At 60.7% G+C, this 18,065-nt stretch carries 12 protein-coding genes; 7 read left to right on the forward strand and 5 right to left on the reverse strand.

The window, feature by feature from the left end:
- The 5 genes from PQR32_RS00460 (at position 1) to PQR32_RS00480 (ending at position 7,251) form a co-directional block, all read left to right on the forward strand.
- Complete coding sequence (locus PQR32_RS00460) at positions 1 to 1,554, forward strand: class I adenylate-forming enzyme family protein (RefSeq protein WP_408221621.1); 1,554 nt, start codon at positions 1 to 3, stop codon at positions 1,552 to 1,554.
- Between the two features lie 108 nt (positions 1,555 to 1,662).
- A complete protein-coding gene (locus PQR32_RS00465) occupies positions 1,663 to 3,150 on the forward strand; it encodes a coniferyl aldehyde dehydrogenase (RefSeq protein ID WP_408221622.1) in 1,488 nt (495 codons plus the stop codon).
- Positions 3,147 to 4,448: an MFS transporter gene (locus PQR32_RS00470; protein ID WP_408221623.1), complete on the forward strand. Its 1,302-nt coding sequence runs from the start codon at positions 3,147 to 3,149 to the stop codon at positions 4,446 to 4,448. Before PQR32_RS00465 ends, PQR32_RS00470 begins: the two co-directional genes overlap by 4 nt.
- 292 nt (positions 4,449 to 4,740) lie before the next feature.
- A complete protein-coding gene (locus PQR32_RS00475; RefSeq protein WP_408221948.1) occupies positions 4,741 to 5,985 on the forward strand; it encodes an anaerobic sulfatase maturase in 1,245 nt (414 codons plus the stop codon).
- 141 nt (positions 5,986 to 6,126) lie between these two features.
- The gene (locus PQR32_RS00480; RefSeq protein WP_408221624.1) at positions 6,127 to 7,251 is read left to right on the forward strand and encodes a porin; all 1,125 of its coding nucleotides are present in this window, start codon (positions 6,127 to 6,129) and stop codon (positions 7,249 to 7,251) included.
- 615 nt (positions 7,252 to 7,866) lie between these two features.
- Here the strand turns inward: PQR32_RS00480 and PQR32_RS00485 are convergent.
- The gene (locus PQR32_RS00485) at positions 7,867 to 8,274 is read right to left on the reverse strand and encodes a PPC domain-containing DNA-binding protein (protein ID WP_408221625.1); all 408 of its coding nucleotides are present in this window, start codon (positions 8,272 to 8,274) and stop codon (positions 7,867 to 7,869) included.
- A gap of 298 nt (positions 8,275 to 8,572) precedes the next feature.
- On the opposite strand from PQR32_RS00485, the gene nhaA reads away from it, so the two are divergent.
- Positions 8,573 to 9,781 (forward strand): Na+/H+ antiporter NhaA, encoded by a 1,209-nt coding sequence (gene nhaA, locus PQR32_RS00490; RefSeq protein WP_408221626.1) that lies wholly within the window; start codon positions 8,573 to 8,575, stop codon positions 9,779 to 9,781.
- Between the two features lie 1,026 nt (positions 9,782 to 10,807).
- Here the strand turns inward: nhaA and PQR32_RS00495 are convergent.
- On the reverse strand, positions 10,808 to 11,869 hold the full coding sequence (locus tag PQR32_RS00495) for a hypothetical protein (protein ID WP_408221949.1): 1,062 nt from the start codon (positions 11,867 to 11,869) through the stop codon (positions 10,808 to 10,810).
- A 334-nt stretch (positions 11,870 to 12,203) separates the two neighbouring features.
- Positions 12,204 to 12,791, reverse strand: a complete 588-nt coding sequence (locus PQR32_RS00500) for a BPSL1445 family SYLF domain-containing lipoprotein (RefSeq protein WP_408221950.1) — start codon at positions 12,789 to 12,791, stop codon at positions 12,204 to 12,206.
- Between the two features lie 622 nt (positions 12,792 to 13,413).
- On the opposite strand from PQR32_RS00500, the gene PQR32_RS00505 reads away from it, so the two are divergent.
- Positions 13,414 to 13,773, forward strand: coding sequence for an IS1096 element passenger TnpR family protein (locus tag PQR32_RS00505; RefSeq protein WP_408221627.1), 360 nt, complete (start codon positions 13,414 to 13,416; stop codon positions 13,771 to 13,773).
- Between the two features lie 203 nt (positions 13,774 to 13,976).
- On the opposite strand, the gene PQR32_RS00510 is transcribed toward PQR32_RS00505, so the two are convergent.
- On the reverse strand, positions 13,977 to 14,837 hold the full coding sequence (locus PQR32_RS00510) for an SDR family oxidoreductase (RefSeq protein ID WP_408221628.1): 861 nt from the start codon (positions 14,835 to 14,837) through the stop codon (positions 13,977 to 13,979).
- A 109-nt stretch (positions 14,838 to 14,946) separates the two neighbouring features.
- Positions 14,947 to 17,712 carry an MGH1-like glycoside hydrolase domain-containing protein gene (locus PQR32_RS00515; RefSeq protein ID WP_408221629.1) on the reverse strand — a complete coding sequence of 922 codons (2,766 nt, stop codon included), beginning with the start codon at positions 17,710 to 17,712 and terminating at the stop codon, positions 14,947 to 14,949.
- Between the last annotated feature and the right edge of the window lie 353 nt (positions 17,713 to 18,065).

Here is an 18,065-nt window from a genome sequence, read left to right on the forward strand (position 1 = left end):
ATGAGACTGGCAGACTATTTCGACGCGGTGGCGCAGCTTCACCCAGGCAATCTGGCTTTCGTGGATGGCGCCACGCGCATGACGTACGGCGAGGCGCAGAAATACGTTCACGCGGTGGCTCACGGCTTGACGCGTGAGCGCGAGGCCGGCATGGGTACGCACGCGGCAATCTACGCGCCCAACGACTACCGGGTCAGTCTGCTGCATCTGGGTATCAACCTCGCCGACTCGGCGTGGTTGTCCGTGCATATTCGCAACTCGGTCGAGACCAATGCCGAAGTGCTCGACTACTTCGACACGGATATCGTGTTCTTTCACAGCTACTTCGAGAGCAGCATGCCGGTGCTGAAGGCGACGCTCTCGCAAGCTAAGCGGTATGTGTGCATCGACCGCGCCTCGGAGCATGGGGTGTCGATGGACGAGTGGCTGAAGGATTGCTGGACACCCTTCGCCAATCAACCCGAAGACCCGGCCACGCGCGCTTTCCTGCAGCCCACCGGCGGCACGACCGGGCCGTCCAAGGGCGCGGTGCACACGCATCGCAGCCTCGAGTTCATGGGCCTGGGACTGGCTTCGGCGTTCGGCATCGGCGCCGGTTCGCGGCACTTGTGCGTGGCGCCGTTGACTCACGCGGCGGGCTTGCTGGCGCTCGGCTTTACGATCAAAGGTGGTGTCAATGTCATCTTGCCGAGCTTCGATCCGGAAGTCCTGTTGAAAGTGATCGAAGCGGAAAAGATCACTCATCTGTATCTGCCGCCCACTGCCGTCTATGGTTTGCTGGCCCATCCGAAAACACGGGAAACGGACTTTTCGTCGCTGCAGGCGTTCATAGTCGGCGCGGCGCCGATCGCACCTGACAAGTTCAAGGAAGCCGTGCGCGTGTTCGGCCCTGTCATGTACGAAAGCTTCGGGCAGACGGAGACGCTGGTGCCGATCCTGGTCAAAGGTCCCGCCGATTATCTGAAGCCTGACGGCAGTTTCGACGAAGAGGTGGTCAAGGCGGCGGGCAAGGCAGTCGATGTAGCGTGCCTCGCGATCATGGACGCCGAGGGCAAGCTGCTGCCCGCGGGCGAGCGCGGCGAGATCGTCGTGCGCTCGTCGATGGTCATGCAGGGCTACTACAAAAAACCCGACGACACCGCTGCGGTTTCAGCATTCGGCTGGCACCACACCACCGATGTCGGCGTGCGAGATGCACGCGGCTACATCACCATCGTGGACCGGATGAAGGACATGATCGTGACCGGCGGCTTCAATGTTTTCCCCGTCGAAATCGAAAAGATCATTCAGGGCCATCCTGCGGTGCTCGATTGCATTGTGATCGGCGTGCCCGACGAAAAGTGGGGCGAAGCGGTGAAGGCGGTGGTACAGCGCAAGCCTGGCTTGACCGTTTCCGAAGAAGAGATCATGGCGCTCTGCAAGGAGTATCTCGGCAGCACCAAGACGCCTAAGAGCGTCGAATTCTGGGTCGACTTGCCGCGCAGCGCCGTGGGCAAGCTGCTCAAGAAAGACGTTCGGGAAAAGTACTGGGGCGAGCAGTGGCGCGCGGTGTAGGCAGCGTTGCACGGATCCGCCGGGCCTTACCGGCTGAAGTGGAATGGGTCGCGGGTTAGGTGCTGGATCGAAGCCGCGTCAAGAAGAAGGGTGAACGGGAATGCCGACATGAAAGACGCCATTGAAAATCTGCAGGACGTATTGGCCCGGCAGCGTGCAGCCTGTCTCGTCAGCTCTTATCCTCAACTGATGCAACGCAGGCGCGATCTGAAAGAGGTGAGGCAGTCGCTGAGCCGTTACCAGGACCAGCTCGCGACGGCGATGAGCGAGGACTTCGGACGACGCTCCGAGTTCGAGTGCAAGATGCTGGACGTCATGCTCCCCGCGTTGCAGATCGACCACGCGCTCGCCAACCTGCGGCGCTGGATGAAGCCGGAACGCCGGCGCACCGACTGGCTGTTCAGCACCAACAGCGCGCGGGTAGTCTATCAGCCCAAGGGTGTCGTCGGCGTGATCGCGGCCTGGAACTTCCCGATCGTCGAAGCAGTAGGGCCTATGATCACGGCACTCGCGGCAGGCAATCGGGTGATGATCAAGATGTCGGAGTACTCGCCGCGCAGCACGGCGGTGCTGCGCGAGATGCTGGCTGAAATCTTTCCTGAGGAACAGGTGGCGGTATTCGGCGGTGGTGTCGAGGTGGCGCGGGCTTTCGCCAGCTTGCCGTTCGATCACATCGTGTTTACCGGATCGCCCGCCGTCGGCAAGGAAATCATGCGCGCGGCGGCCGCCAATCTCACGCCGGTTACGCTGGAGCTGGGCGGCAAGTCGCCCGCGATCGTCGCGCCATCGGCGTCACTTGCCGCCGCCGCGCGCTCCATTGCGCACGGCAAGGCCTTCAACGCGGGCCAGGCCTGCGTGGCGCCGGACTACGCGCTGGTGCCGCGCGAGCGCATCGGCGAATTCGTTGCGGCTGCGGTGAGCGCATTCCAACGGTTGGTTCCCGAACCGGTCGGCGATCCGAACTACACCTGGATGGCTTCAGACCGCCACGCGCAACGCGTAAGCGAATTGCTGGCCGATGCGGTGGCGAAGGGCGCCACGGTGACCGCGTGCGGGCCTGACAACGGTGGGCGTGTGGTGACGATGCAGATCGTCACCGGCGTGACCCCGGACATGCGCATCATGCAGGAAGAGTTGTTCAATCCGATCCTGCCCGTGGTGGCCTGCGACTCGCTCGACGAAGCCATTCGATACATCACGGTGCGTCCCCGTCCGTTGGCGTTGTACTACTACGGTAACGACGCGGGTGAAGTCGCGCGCCTGGAGCAGGAAGTTCACGCTGGCGGCATGACGGTCAACGATTGGGCGTGGCATGTATTCCAGGGCGACTTGCCGTTTGGCGGCACCGGCAATTCCGGAATAGGAAGCTGGCGGGGACCCGAGGGCTTCGTCGCCCTGTCACACGCCAAGGCGGTGTTGAAGATGAAGCGCTGGTTCCCGATCGGTCTGTTTCGGCCGCCTTACGGCACGCGCATTCAGCGGCTGATTTCGAAGCTATGGCTGGGAGATCCTGATCCGGCTTTGAACATTTCATGTACGCATGCGATACGCCCAGACTGTGCGACGATGCAAGATACGACGCGGGAGTCGGTATGAGCGTCCTTCATGTGATCGCCGCCCGCAGGGTGGACGGCGCCGCCGCGTACCAAGGTTCGAAAACCTACGCGTGGACCGTATTCGCACTGAGCTTCGGCTTGATATTGTCCGACTATCTGTCGCGCCAGGCGGTCGGCGCCGTATTCCCGTTCCTCAAACCGGCATGGGGCGTGTCCGATTCGCAACTCGGCGCGCTCGTCAGCGTCGTCTCGCTGGTGGTGGGCGTGATGACCATTCCGTTGTCGCTGATCGCGGATCGTTGGGGGCGCGTCAAAAGCATTACGTTGATGGCCTTCGTGTGGTGTTTCGCCACAATCGCATGCGGCCTTGCGACCAGCTACACGCAGATGCTCGCGGCCCGTGCGATGGTCGGGCTAGGCGAGGCCGCGTACGCCGCCGCCGGCGCGGCGCTGCTCGCCCACACTTTCCCGGATGACAGGCGCTCCGCAGTGTTGGGGGCCTTTCAATCGGGCGGCATATTCGGCTCGGTCCTGGGCGTGGTGATCGGCGGTGCGGTGGCCACCCAGTTCGGCTGGCGCTATGCTTTTTTCGCCGTCGGCGCACCGGGCTTGCTGCTCGCCGTCCTTTACCCCTTCTTTGTGCGCGACTACCAGGCCCCCGCTTTGCCCACGGACGCGTCCAGTGGGGCGCGCAATCGGCGCCTGCGCTTCACCGAGGTGTTCAGACAGGTGTTCGGCGCGCGCTCCGGCAACCTGACGTTCGTTGCGTTTGGTCTGCAGATGGGGATCCCCGCCATTCTGATCGCCTGGGTGCCGACTTACTTCAATCGCTTCTACGGCTACGACCCGAAGACGGCCAGTCTGATCGCGGCGGTGGTGGTGCTCGTACTCGGTGTGGGGATGCTATTCGGCGGAGGCGTGGCCGATCGGCTGAGCAGAGGGCGGCCGCGCTATCGGGCGCGGGTGCCCGCCGCGTACGCGCTGATATCCGCCTTGATGCTGTTCGCGGCGTTCACGCTGCCGCCTGGCATGCCGGCGCTCGCGCTGCTCATCGGCGGCGCGCTGTTTGCGGCGGCACACGGGGGCGCTGCGGTGGCGATGCTGATCGACGTCACGCACCCCGCCGTTCATGCGACCGTCACGGCCACCGCGGTTTTGGGCGCCAATCTGCTCGGCACGGCGCCGGGCCCGTATCTGGTCGGTCTCCTGTCTGACGCAGCCAATCTGCGTATCGCGCTCAGCGTAGCGCCGCTGATGTCGTTGCTCGCAGCGGTTCTATTCCTGCTTGCCTCGCGCCACTACGAGGCGGATGTCGCCGCGCGCAACGCTGCCGCCTAGAAGCGGCAGCCGATTCTGTGCGCGCCGCTTCCCGGCGATTGCGTGACAACCCTGAAAGACCGCTGTATTAGCCGCAATGACAGGCGCCGGATTCGTGCGCCTCATACGATGAGCTATCGCTGCGAAACAGCGGGAGACGATGGGTCGCCGGGTTGGACTCGTCACATTTCAAGCGGTTTGTCTGTTCGTCCGAGGTAATAACCATGACTTCTATATCGCAACGCAGGGTGGCCGCCGGCCGCGCGCAAGCATGAATACCGCGGCGACGGCATCGTTGACTGGCATCCACCTGATGGCGAAGCCCATCGGCGCATTGTGCAATCTGGATTGCGGCTATTGTTTTTACCTCGAGAAACAGAACGCATTCCCGCCGCGCGAGCGTTTTCGCATGTCGGACGAGGTGCTCGAGACTTATGTCCGGCGTTATATCGCGGCGCAGTCGGCGCCTGAAGTCGAATTTACGTGGCAGGGCGGCGAGCCCACTTTGCTGGGGCTGGCGTTCTTCGAACGTGCGGTCGCGCTGCAGCACAAATTCGCCGACGGCAAGCTGATTCGCAACACCTTGCAAACCAACGGCACCTTGCTCGACGACGAATGGGGTGCGTTTCTCCAACGCGAACGGTTTCTGGTCGGCGTGAGTCTGGACGGTCCGCGTGCCCTCAATGACGTGGCACGGCCCGACAAGCGCGGCAACTCGAGTTACGACGATACGCTTCGCGGTCTCGCCGTCCTGTCGCGTCATGGCGTCGATTTCAACGTGCTGGTCACGGTGTCCAGCGCCAATGTGCACCAGCCCCTGGAAATCTATCGTCACCTGAAGGAGCTGGGCGCGGGTTTCATCCAGTTCAACCCGGTTGTGGAGCGAGTGGCCGAGCCTGAGGAAAAGGTCATCGGGCTGCACTTTGCCGTGCCCCCGGCGCTTGCCGTGCCGGCGGTGACGCCGACGTCGGCCATGTCGAAAGCGAAGGTCGCGGCGCGAAATCCGGCAACCGTCACGTCGCACACGGTCAGCGCGCTGGCGTACGGCACCTTTCTGTCCACCGTGTTCGATGAATGGATTCGTCACGATGTCGGCGTCGTTCACGTGATGAACTTCGAATGGGCGCTCGCGTCGTGGTGCCAACTGCCCGCGGGCGCCTGCATTTTCAGCCCGCGTTGCGGCAAGGCCGCGATCGTCGAGCACGACGGCAGCGTCTACTCCTGCGATCACTTCATGTACCCGGAATATCGCCTCGGCAACCTGCTTTCCGACGACCTGGAAAGCATGATGACCTCGCCGGCGCAGACGGACTTCGGCATGGCAAAAGAGACCGCGCTGCCGGCCGATTGCCTGCGCTGCGAATTTCGCTTCGCCTGCCATGGCGAATGCCCCAAGAACCGGTTTATCGAAACCGCCGAGGGCGAGCCGGGCCTCAACTACCTATGCGCCGGCTACAAAGCCTATTTCCGCCACATCACGCCCGCCATGAACATCATGGCGCGCCTGCTGGGGCAGGGCAAAACGGCGGATGGCGTGATGGACATGCTTCGGCAGTAAGCGCCGCTCACACAAGCGGTTCGACGGGCCGTCTGCCGACCACGAGTTGCGCAGACCGCCTGTCATTTCATTGAAAGCGATGCAGCACAGAAAAGTCCGGTGGCCACGTGCACACCGGATCAGGTAATCCAAGGAGACAAAATGAGAATAGGTTTTGCAGCAGCAATTGCGTTGACGACGCTTGCCAGTACTGTTCACGCGCAATCGACAGTGACATTGTATGGAACAGTGGATACGGGTCTGCTTTATCAGAATACGTCGGCCGCCTCGTACAATCCCGCGGCGCCGAATACCGGCCACATTTTCAAGCTGAAGGACGGGGGCATTTATACCAGCATGCTCGGGTTCAAGGGAACGGAAGACCTGGGAGGCGGGTGGCGAGCCAACTTCAAATTGCAGGGCGCCTTCGACAGTACCAGCGGAAAATTCGGTTTGAGCGGTACCGCCGGCGCGGCGGCGCAATTCAATCAGGAGGCTTCGGTTGGCCTGGCCGGCCCGTACGGGTCACTCACCATGGGCCGCCAGATCATTCCAATGACCTACGCGATGGCGTACACCGATGTGCGCCAGGGCGGCTACTTCGGCAGTATCTTTACCGCGCTCGTCAGCATGAATTCCGCCGCCGGCTGGCCCGGAACCAGCACGAACGCGCAACTGGGCGCGGTGTTCGACGACAACGCCATCGTCTACGTATCGCCGAACTTCGGCGGCGTGACCGCCAGCCTCGAATACGCGCCGGGTGGCGTAGCGGGCGAGGTTCAAGGCGGCACGCGCGAATCCGCGGTTTTGCAGTACGACAACTACGGACTGAAACTCGCCGCGGCCTATTACAACGGGCACGATACCAATCCCAGTCCGACCAGCGTGGCGACCGGGCTGAACAACAACCGGTTCTACTATGCCGGTGCGCTGTACTCGATCAACGGCTTCACGGTCAGCACGTCGTTTAGTAACGGCCGCAATCCGGCGCACGCGAATACCACCAATTTCGACATGATTTCCGGCGGCTTCGGCTATCGGTTCACACCGGCTTTTGAAATGACTAGCGGCGTGTATTACATCAAGGACGAAAATAATTCGGCTAACAAATCGATCGAATATGTGGTCGGCGCAAACTACAGTCTGTCCAAGGCTACGTTGTTATATGCGCAAGTGGGCTACGTGGACAATCGCGGCAAGATGAATCAGTCGATCGAGTATGGGCAGCCTGTCGCACCGGGCGCCAATACGACGGCGGCGATGATCGGCATCAGAAAGCGGTTCTGACGGCTGCCGTTGGGACCCACTGAGGCTGCTTTTGCGCAATCGAACTCCTATGATGTCAAAGTGCGAGCCGTTCTTTGACGCACGCAATGGGGGGGGCGGCATTCGATGATTCGGCCTGAGCAGCGAGTCTCGGTTGTGACGGGCTCGACCGGCGGGATCGGGCCTGGATCACGCTTGGCCTCGCGCAGGCCGATCATCATGTGGTGCTGGTGTGCCGGGAGGCTGGCGTATCGTTCTGAAGCGCGGCGCGATGTCGCCATGCGACTGAGGCGTCAGCGATTGTCGGCCCGGAAATTAGGAGATGGCGTTCAAATACCGGCGGGAGGTCAGTTATAACGGGCAATAAGCAGGCGGTTCGAAAAGAGGACTTGTGTCCGTACGGATCGTAACTGATTGGCTTGTTGAGCCAGGAAGCCTGTTGACAAGGTTACGAACCGCTCACAGGGCAAACACAATTTCGCCCTCTTGATCAGGTGAGGCTGGAGTAACGAAATTTTTTAAAGCGGCGAGCGTCTAGTATTGGCCGGCGACCGGACCACGGCGATTCCCCTGCGAGTGGCTCACATGGGTCGATATGTCTCATTCGTCAACACAGTCCGGACGTATACGTCGAGCCTACTCCACGGGTGGTTCATTCCGTATCAGCAGTTCCATGAACCCTGAACTTGAATCGCGCTCCCGGGAGAAGCGATGTTCGGGAAGAAGAGCCAGCAATATCTCCGCGGTTGTGCGGACCATGCAGCCGCGTCCCACATGACCACCGAACACACGACCGCGCGGGTCGGCAACCGACATGTGGAGATGCGCTCCATCAGATGATATGGACCCAGCCAGCGTCAGGATTTCCAGATCGTCACGCAGCTCCGTCGAGTCCTTGTCACCGGCAAATCGCAATTGGGCAACGCTGAGGCTGCCTATGCCCTGGATCACGAAAGCCGCGTGCAACCTGACCCGAAGCAGCTCAATTTCGAGGGCGACGCGCAGATCGTCGCCGGGAAAAAGACGCAAAGGATGTGCTTGCATCGCGCGGCTCCAGGTTGGGGTTCGTGATAGGTTAAGGCGGATTGAGGTCGGCCACAATTGAGCGACAGCTTTTGGGCATAACAGCCGTCGCAGTGGGCCAATCGGGCAACTCGGGCAAGGGACCGTATGCCTTGCGGGTCACGCGGCGTTAAGTGGCAGGCTTCGATCTCATGGAAAATGGGTGTCAATGATTTCGCACGTGCACTATTATTTGCAGAAGGGCCACCGCGCCCGACTCAGCGCAGCCACTGGCGCCGGCTGAGACTTCCGGAGTGGGTGTGCAGACAATAGAGCGGGCGTGGTGATCGGCAACGCGATTCGCAAGGCGACCGATGGCATCGCCGACTTCCTCAAACTGGAGTCGGCGGGCGGATTGCTGCTCATGGCCGCAGGAGTACTCGCGCTGTTTTGCAGCAACTCGCCGCTTCGACACGCGTACGATGATCTGCTGAAGATCCCTGTGGAGGTGCGCTTTGGCTCGTTCGCTATCGCGAAGCCGCTTCTGCTGTGGATCAACGATGGTCTGATGGCCGTCTTCTTCCTCCTGGTCGGACTGGAGGTCAAGCGCGAGGTGATTGAAGGTGAGCTGTCCACTCCCGCACAGGTCGTGCTGCCTGTCGTTGCCGGGGTGGGCGGAATGGTAGCGCCCGCACTCATCTATTTCCTTATCAACAGAAATGGCGCGGCCTTGACTGGCTGGGCCATTCCCACGGCTACTGACATTGCATTTGCGCTCGGCATTCTTTCCCTGCTCGGCGACCGGGTGCCGGTGTCGCTGAAAATATTCCTGACCGCAGTGGCGATTGCCGACGATCTAGGCGCAATCGTCATCATTGCGCTATTTTATACAGCCGACCTTTCCATTCCGATGCTATTTGGGGCAGCCGTGGCAATCGCGGTGCTGATTGCCTTGAACCTGTTGAAAATCACGCGAATCGCACCTTACGTTATTGTTGGCGTGATCCTGTGGGTATTTGTTCTGAAGTCCGGCGTTCACGCAACGCTCGCGGGTGTTGCAGTCGCTTTCGCCGTGCCGTTGAAGACGATGGATGCACAAGGCCATGCTCCTTTGCACCAGCTTGAACACAATCTCCATCCTTGGGTAGCCTTCGGCGTTCTGCCGATCTTCGCTTTCGCCAATGCCGGCGTCTCGTTCGCGGGCGTCACGCTCACGGCGTTGGCAGAGCCGCTGCCGCTCGGCATCGCCGCAGGTCTTTTCGTCGGGAAGCTCGCTGGTGTCTTCGGGGCAAGCGCCGTGCTGGTTCGGCTCGGTCTGGCCAGGCTTCCCGAGGGCGCAAGCTGGCTTCAGTTGGTTGGCGTCGCCGCACTGTGTGGCGTCGGCTTCACCATGAGTCTATTTATCGGTTCCCTCGCTTTCGAAGGCCCCGAATATTTCACGGCCCTCCGGCTGGGCGTGATCGCGGGCTCAACGCTATCGGGCGTTACCGGTTATCTGTTTCTCAGGTTTGCGTCGGCTCATTCCAGGAACCCCGTCGTTCGGGGCTAACTATCCGATTTCTCAACTGGAGAAGAACATCGTGAGCCTCGACACGCTGGAAACGCTGATGGCCGCGGCGCTTGTTCTTCGGCTTGGGCGGCAGATCTTTGTGCGCATTGCCCTACTGCGACTTACAACATCCCCGAACCGGTTGTCGGAGGGTACTTGAAGCGCTGCTGGTTTTTTGCTTCAGGCAGAGTCTTACAAATCGACGTGCGTTTCGATACCACGGTAGCCGCATATCGCGCTTCACGCATTGGTACAACGCGTCGCGGTAGTCGTATCGGATCACCCGGGCTCCATTGAAGGCGTCCGGGGGCGCTTTGCTTCGCGCGCGGCGCGCTTGTCTCCCACGGATCGCTGTCCCTTGGAGGGGCTGAAAACTGGTCTTGAGAGAGAAGACAGTCGTCCCACCGAATCGTCCCAGAATCTGTTTCGCAAGCGATCTTCGATCACGCCAGAAATCTTGTTGTTGCCACGATTATCGTCGCGGCAGGCTTCGAGACGGTGAGACGCTTCGATACCATCGATCTCTTGGGCATGCACAATCCCCTGTTTGCAGGCTATTTCGTTTCCGGAGCAGGATGCGCACTCATAGCTCTTAACTTCGTGGACGGACTGCGAAGGCTGGCGAGATTGCGCTGCCACTTTGTGTTACAGACCGCACTGAGCTTTGCCTACCTATTCTTTTCGTTGCGGCTCGTCCCGCTGATCATTTTTTCGGAACTAACCGTTGCTAGCAGGATTCGGAAAACACTGAACGGTAATGCCACTGCTGATCCGCCCGCAGGGCCGTGTGAGTCAGCGACCGGTGCACCTCGGAAGCCGCCGCTGACAGGTATCCGCGCCAACGTCGGCTCGGGGTCGACGTGCGTCGGATGGTCACGCGCGAGCGGCAAATCTGAGACGTCCTCGCGAGCGTCGCACAGGCAAAAAGCTGCGTAGCGTCGACCGTTTGAGATTTCTAATCTGGCAAGATTTCGTCTCGATCTGCCTTCGGGCAACTTCGAAGACAATGACCGTCGGTGATACCGCTCAAAAGCGCACGCCGACTCCGGCTTCGATCAGATCCGTGTCACGATTGTAGCGCGTGATTACACGATTCCATGTGATGCGCGTGAGCCAGTGCTTGCTGAGCCGATAACTCGCTGATATCGCGAAGAGCGCTGAGATGCGGCCGTCGCCAGTGCGGTTCTGAGGAAGGTCACTGTTTTGCGTGATGGCAACGTACGGACCAACGCCGACCGACAGCGCGAGGTTGTCGTCGAAGAAAGCCCGAGTGGCCCAAAGCTGCATTGCGATACCGTCCCGGCGCGACTGGATTTGACCACCTTCATGGATGTATGAGGCGGTCACATCGACATAGCGCCACAAACCGCGCCGGTATTCGAGACTTCCGGCATTCGCCGACTCGGAATTGCCGCTGTTGAGGATCGTCTTGCCGAACATCATGGCGAGTTCGTTATTCGTCACCTTCGATGTTCTTGGCACCGCGCGTTGCCGTGGACCGGGCTCGCCCTTCGCTTCGAGTTGGTAGCCGATGCCAAACAGCAGCGCGGTCGTGTCGGGGCCGCCAAACACCTGGACATGATTCAGCTGCGCCTGGGCAATCCACCGCCGATCGAAATAATATGCGGCGCGTAGGCTCCACAGGAGGCCCCAACCGTGCGTGTTCGAATAGTCGCCTCCGGCTTGAGCCGCGGTTGTGTCGAAGTATCGGTATGGCCCGGTACCTGCCGATAACTCCAGCCGATCGTTCCATAGTGGCAGGCGTCCCCAGGCTTGTATGGTCTGGCCATCGCGATGATGATCCGGGATGTGCCCTTCGTTGATCCAGGAAAAGCTCCACGCGGCGAAGCGCCCGAGTCCCTCGCGATAACTGGCGCTCCAGGAATAGGTGTTCGCGCTGTCGCTGAAGAGAGGGCCGGCCAGCATCGAGAATTCCTGTGCGCTGGCGGGCGGAGATAACAGGAGGAAGGTGCTGATCAGTAGCGTCGACGGTGAAATAATGCGACCCTTGTCGCTTTCGTTCGCGGACACGATCTGAGCGTTAGCAACGCTTTGCATACGTTTGTCACAGGGAACGAACCGCTTCATTTCGCTCATCCTCTATCGGATGGAAAATTCCGGTTTACCCGCGTCGAGGGTCATCCCTATCTATGCCGTTCGGACGAACAGAGTGCGGATCCTGCTTCAGAAATCACGACCCAGCACGAAAAAACTCTCGATGAACATGAGGTCGCCAAGCATTGGACTTTGGTCTCGTGTCACATGAGTGGAGAGTGGCGTGTTCCCGCTTGTCCAGAAACAAGGGGCGTGTAGCCTCGCCGTGCTCTGGCAAAACACCTTCACAGCGCTATCCAGGCAGCCACGAAAGGCAGGGAGCCGAGCGGTCCGTTGCCTTTCTTTTTTTACGAGACCAGGCTTCACGTTATAGCTTTAGCCGTGTCACCTTGGTGCCAGCGAGCGAAGCGTCCGCCATCAGACCGGTGTTGGTCAGCACAATGGCTTCCACCGGCGAGGTGGCCGTCGTCGTATCGAGCGTGCCATTCGCACCCACTTTCACGAGCGAAACCGCCACGTCGCCGCCAACGGACCAGCCGGCCGAGTTGCGAAACTTGTCGAGCGCGTCTTGCGTCATGAAGAGAAAGATGACGGCCGTCGACTGGGCACCGGCCTGGAATCCAAATGACCCCGACGCCGTACTGTAATAGCCAGCCGTCGTGCCCCCAACACGCAATGAGCCTTCGCCGTACTCGGCGCCGGCGATGAAGGCCGCCTTAACCACCGATGGGAACACCAGCACCCCTTGTGCCTTCGATACGAGCTCCCGCGAGCCCTTTACCGTCGAGAAGAGCCGCGACAACGTACCGTTCACGTCCGCGTCGATTGCCTGGCGCTTCGAGGCATCGGTTTCAGGGCTCTTTCCGCTGCCCGGGGTCATGGTGCAGCCAGTGAGCCCCAGACTTGCAGCAGCAGTTGCAGCCGCGGTCCTCAACACAAAATCTCGTCTGTTCATATCGTCCTCCATTGTGGCTCCGAGGTGGATCCCCGGTGCTTGACTCTGGCCGCTTCATCTTTCGGTCCAGTTCTAACCAGCGGTCTGGAAACGGGGCGTGAAACGGATAGCCGCGTCGGCCGACAGCGTTTCAAGCGTTAATTTTGGTGTGCAGGTTTCCCGTCACGTCTCGGTTTTTGTCACCCAGATGGTTGCTGCCAAACTGGCCGGTGACGTAGCCCATTGTCTTCAGCGCTGTGGCAATGCCTCGGTTCGCTTGCCCGATCGACACGCCAGTCTGGCTGAACGGCCGTGCCGGTGCGGGGAGGCAGCTCGCCGGCGATGAAGTTCGCGCCATCCGCAATGCAACTTACCTCGGCTGGGTAGTTCGCGTTGCAACTTAAATACATCGCACACGGAAATCGATGGTCTCCATCACGTGGAAGCTGCGCTTCAGAACGGGTGATCTGATGCCGCTGTGATAATTGTGGTCACATTGACAGGCCTATTCAATTGAACTTTGGTCCAATGCGGCATTTGGTGTGAACGCGTGTCCTTTCTCAGAGCTGTGTCGCCAAAGTGGCTCGGGCGTTTTCCGGTGCGGAATCCGGAAGACCTCGCTTCTCTGTGATTGAAGCTCTCGATGGGCAAATTGGACCTGTGTCTCGCTTCGCCTCGGTGGAAAGAGGCATGTCCCAGATGGCTGCCCGTCTGGCACAGAACTCAGCTCAATGGCAACGTCACTCTGCGCAAGCTCCATCAAATACTGCAGGCGGCCTTCGGCCGGACCGATTCACAGCTGCATGAATTTGAAGTCGAAAGGCGAACCCACGCCGTGAGCAATAACAGAACATCCTCGATCTATTGGCCGAAAATCCCGAAATGCTCGATGCCGTCAAATCACGCCTGTACTGACTCGCTTATCCGGCCCAGACCTTTTTATACCGTTACAACTATCGAAGATGGATGCTCCGCGATGCCCGGGATAAGGAGTCGCAGATAGCGAGCGTGGTTCGAACGCCGAGGCCTCGGTTTTTGCTGGTGAACGCGCGTGTCCGCCGGAGGACGTAGGCGACGTTCACAGCGCCGAATAGCTCAGCAGGTACCTCGGAGATCTCGGACGGACTTTTCATCAAGCTCGGCAATAGAGGTGTGGTGAAACGAGCGCTTACGTGATCTGGTACACCCGGATAGCAGGCGCGACGGTCAACCCCCGGTTTCGAACCCGGGGTACAGCGTCATGCCGCCGTCGATAAAGAGCGTCGTGCCGACGATATAGTCCGTGAAGTCCGACGCTAGCCAGACCGCGGCACGGCCGATCTCCTCGCTCTCGCCGATACGTTTGTAGGGCACAAGTTTCATCAGTTCGGCATAGGCCTCTGGAGTGGACCACGCCGCAGAGTTGATCGGCGTTCGGATCGCGCCAGGCGCTATGGAATTAACGCGGATGCGCTTCTCGGCGACCTCCTGCGCCAGGCTCTTCATCAGCAGCATCAGCCCGCCCTTGGAGGCCGCGTAATTCACGTGGCCGGCCCACGGAATCACCTCGTGGACCGAGCTGGTGAAGATGATCTTGCCGGCTGCCACCGAAACTCCCGGCCGCACGCCGCGGCGGAGGAACTCGCGTACAGCCTCGCGCGCGCAAAGAAAGGCGCCTCGCAGGTTGACGTTGATCACCGCGTCCCATTGCCGGACACTCATCTCGTGGAACGGCGCGTTGCGCTCCATGCCAGCGTTACTGACCAGGATATCGACGGTGCCAAACTCAAGCACCGCCGCGGCGAACATGGCTTGCACTTGCGCCTCGTCGGCGACATCGGCCTGTGCGGCTATCGCGCGCTGCCCGCCGCCGCGAATCTCTTCTACCACCGCCTCGGCGTCCGCCGGATTGGCCACGTAGTTGACTATCACGTTGGCGCCAGCCCTGCCGAGCGCGACAGCGATAGCGCGCCCGATGCCGGAATTGGCACCCGTCACCAGCGCGGTCTGGCCTTTGAGCAAGTCCAGCGACTTCAAAGCCGGGATCGCGGGCTCTGGCAGGTTTCTGTTGGCGTAGTAATTCTGCATGATGTATTCCTTCGTTCAGCTGTCTGGCAGGCGCCGCATCACGTGGGCTTCGCTGAGCTCGTCGCCGTCGCGGCCCAAGTCGCCATTCGGGAATGGCAGGATGCCCTATCTATTGAGTCTTCGGGTCCGTGTGCTCGGTTCTCAGCGCGCGCAAGATCGCCACCTCTGCCCCCGGCGTGAGCAGCAAGTCCTTCGACAGCACGGCATTCGACTGAATGATGCGTGCGACACAGCCTGTCCAGCCGGTCTGGTGACTGGCGCCGATCCCGGCACCTGTGTCGCCGTGAAAGTACTCGTGAAACAGCACCAGGTCGCGCCAATGCGGGTCGTCACGGAACTTGTGAGCCGCGCCGTACGCCGGCCTTCGGCCGTCGCCATCGCGCAGGAAGATCCGGCTCAACCGTTCGCCCAGTTCCTTCGCCACTTCGAGCAGGGTCATCAACTGCCCTGAGCCGGTCGGGCACTCGATCCTGAAGTCCTCGCCGAAGTAGGCATAAAGACGTAACAGCGAGGTGTAGAGCAGAAAGTTGATCGGCATCCACACCGGCCCGCGCCAGTTGGAATTGCCGCCGAACATGCCAGTATCGGAATCACCCGGCACGTAGGCTACGCGATGCTCCTGTCCCGCGTGGTGAAAGACGTAGGGATACTCGAGGTGGAAGCGCGACAGCGCGCGAATGCCATGGGGGCCAAAGAATTCGTCTTCGTCGAGCATGCGCGCCAGAATGCGGCGCAGCTTCTGCTCGCTAAGGATCGCCAGCATGCGGCGGTTGGCTACGCCGGGCTGTTGGGGCAGGTGAATGTTGGCGGCGAGTTCGGGGTGGCGTCCCAGGAACAGCCTTGCACGCTCCCGGAATTTCGGCAGTTTCGCGAGAATGTCTTCTTCAAACACGGCCACCGCCGCCAGCGGCAGCAGCCCGACGATCGAGCGCACCTTGAGGCGCGTGGCGCCGCCGTCCGGCAGACGCAGCACATCATAGAAGAAGCCATCCTCCTCATCCCACATCTCGTCGTGCCGCTCACCGACGCGGTCTAGCGCGCCGGCAATGAACAAGGTGTGCTGGAAGAATTTCTCGACGAACTCCTCGTAGTGCGGCTCGTGCAGCGCGAGTTCGACTGCGATGCGCAACATCTGCTGGCTGAAGAACACCATCCACGCTGTCCCGTCAGCCTGATCCAGGTAGCCACCCGTCGGCAGTGGCGAAGAGCGGTCGAACACGCCGATATTGTCGAGTCCGAGAAAGCCGCCCTCGAAGACATTGGCGCCGGCGCGGTCCTTGCGGTTGACCCACCAGGTAAAGTTGACCAGCAGTTTGGAGAAGGCGTACTTGAGGAACTCGACATCGCCCCTGCCATTTCGGCGCTCTTTGTCGAGTACGTAAAGTTGCATTGTCGCCCAGGCGTGCACGGGCGGATTAACATCGCCGAAATTCCACTCGTAAGCAGGGAGTTGCCCGTTCGGATGCAGGTAGTCGTTGCGCAGCATCAGGTCGAGTTGTTCCTTCGCGAAATCGGCGTCGACCATACTCAGTGGAATCATGTGAAAGGCCAGATCCCACGCGGCGTACCAGGGATACTCCCATTTGTCGGGCATCGAGATAATGTCGTCGTTGAACATGTGTACCCAGTCGCTGTTACGCACCCGCCGGCGTTCCGCTTGCGGCAACTGGCTGCCCGCGCCGTGCTCGGCAAGCCAGCGCCCGAGGTCATAGTAGAAATACTGTTTGGTCCAGAGCATGCCGGCCAGCGCCTGGCGCATGACACTCGCACGGTCGGGGTCATCGCGAACGGCGAGCGGAGTAATCGACGCGTAGAAGGCATCGGCCTCTTCAAGCCGGGCCGCGAATACCGCGTCGAAATCATCAAACAGCGCGGACGACCCGCCGGGCGCCTGGGTTGTCAAACGCAACCGGACAATCTGCGACGCGCCGCCGTCGACACTGAGCTGATGGTGGAATGCCGCCTTGGTTCCCTGCTGCGAGGGATTCACCGCCGCGGCATCGCCATTCACGATGAAGTTGTGGATACCGTCCTTCGCGTAAGGCGACGCATTGCCCGTGCCGAACAGGCGGGCGTTGTTGGTCTCATTCTCGGTGAAGAGTAGCGGCACGTCGGCGTCGCAGTAGAGGTAATACTCGCCCAGCGATTCCTGAAACAGCGGGTCACTGTGTCGGGCGCGGACCGTCGCTTGCCTGGAGGATTCGACGCGTTCGAGGATCGGCTTCGAACCGCCCCCCGGTTGCGACCACGTGTTTCGAAACCAGAGGGTCGGCAACAGGTGCAGCGGCGCTGAGTCCGGCCCGCGGTTGAAGACGCCGATTCGCACAAGCACGTCATCGGGTGCCGCCTTTGCGTATTCGACAAAGACGTCGAAATACCGGTTGTCGTCGAACACGCCGGTGTCCAGCAGCTCGTACTCGGCCTCATGCTTGCCGCGGCTGCGATTGGTCTCGACGAGGTCAGTGTATGGATAGGCAGTCTGCGGATACTTGTACAGATACTTCATGTACGAGTGCGTCGGGGTGGAATCGAGATAAAAGTAGTATTCCTTCACGTCCTCGCCATGATTGCCTTCGCTGTTGGTCAGTCCGAAGGCGCGCTCCTTCAGGATCGGATCGCGCCCATTCCACAGGGCCAGCGCGAAGCACAGGGTCTGGTGGGCATCGCTGATACCGCCGAGGCCGTCCTCGCCCCACCGGTAGGCGCGAGACCGGGCGTGGTCATGAGTGAAGTAGTTCCAGGCGTCGCCGTTGTCACTGTAGTCCTCGCGCACAGTCCCCCATTGCCGCTCGCTGAGGTACGGCCCCCACTTTTTCCAGGCCGCGCGATTCGTCTGCGCTTCGTGAAGCCGGTTCTGCTCTGCTTCGTTGGTCATGGGGTGCTCTCCTTCGAGCCGGAAAAGTCGTGTTTCTACTGGCTGCCGTTCGCGTGCATGGTACGTGAGGGCCAGTGCGCTGATATCCGAGAAGGCCACACACCGCCAGAACCTCGCTCGCGTCAACAAAGGGCCGACGCAGTGCCATGCGACCCAGTCCGCGAACAGCAGGATCTGCATGAGAGCCTTCCATTGCGTTCATGCTTTCACATACAGCGACAATTGGCCGCTGCATAGGTCCATCCCTGGTGTGAGCGACGCGGCCTTGACGTGCGACAGTCGATACTGATTCGGCGCAAACTCGGCATGCCGTTTGAGCACATACTCGCCATCGCACAGTTTGTGTCGCTGAC

The organism is Paraburkholderia dipogonis, assembly GCF_046027395.1.
Lineage (GTDB): Bacteria > Pseudomonadota > Gammaproteobacteria > Burkholderiales > Burkholderiaceae > Paraburkholderia > Paraburkholderia dipogonis_A.

Excerpts from the sequence above, each read along its gene's own strand:
- PQR32_RS00505 (WP_408221627.1), top strand. The coding sequence starts at position 13,414 with ATGGGCAAATTGGACCTGTGTCTCGCTTCGCCTCGGTGGAAAGAGGCA.
- PQR32_RS00475 (WP_408221948.1), top strand. The coding sequence starts at position 4,741 with ATGGCGAAGCCCATCGGCGCATTGTGCAATCTGGATTGCGGCTATTGT.
- PQR32_RS00460 (WP_408221621.1), top strand. The coding sequence starts at position 1 with ATGAGACTGGCAGACTATTTCGACGCGGTGGCGCAGCTTCACCCAGGC.
- PQR32_RS00485 (WP_408221625.1), bottom strand. The coding sequence starts at position 8,274 with ATGCAAGCACATCCTTTGCGTCTTTTTCCCGGCGACGATCTGCGCGTC.
- PQR32_RS00495 (WP_408221949.1), bottom strand. The coding sequence starts at position 11,869 with ATGAAGCGGTTCGTTCCCTGTGACAAACGTATGCAAAGCGTTGCTAAC.
- PQR32_RS00465 (WP_408221622.1), top strand. The coding sequence starts at position 1,663 with ATGAAAGACGCCATTGAAAATCTGCAGGACGTATTGGCCCGGCAGCGT.
- PQR32_RS00500 (WP_408221950.1), bottom strand. The coding sequence starts at position 12,791 with ATGAACAGACGAGATTTTGTGTTGAGGACCGCGGCTGCAACTGCTGCT.
- PQR32_RS00470 (WP_408221623.1), top strand. The coding sequence starts at position 3,147 with ATGAGCGTCCTTCATGTGATCGCCGCCCGCAGGGTGGACGGCGCCGCC.
- PQR32_RS00515 (WP_408221629.1), bottom strand. The coding sequence starts at position 17,712 with ATGACCAACGAAGCAGAGCAGAACCGGCTTCACGAAGCGCAGACGAAT.
- PQR32_RS00480 (WP_408221624.1), top strand. The coding sequence starts at position 6,127 with ATGAGAATAGGTTTTGCAGCAGCAATTGCGTTGACGACGCTTGCCAGT.
- PQR32_RS00510 (WP_408221628.1), bottom strand. The coding sequence starts at position 14,837 with ATGCAGAATTACTACGCCAACAGAAACCTGCCAGAGCCCGCGATCCCG.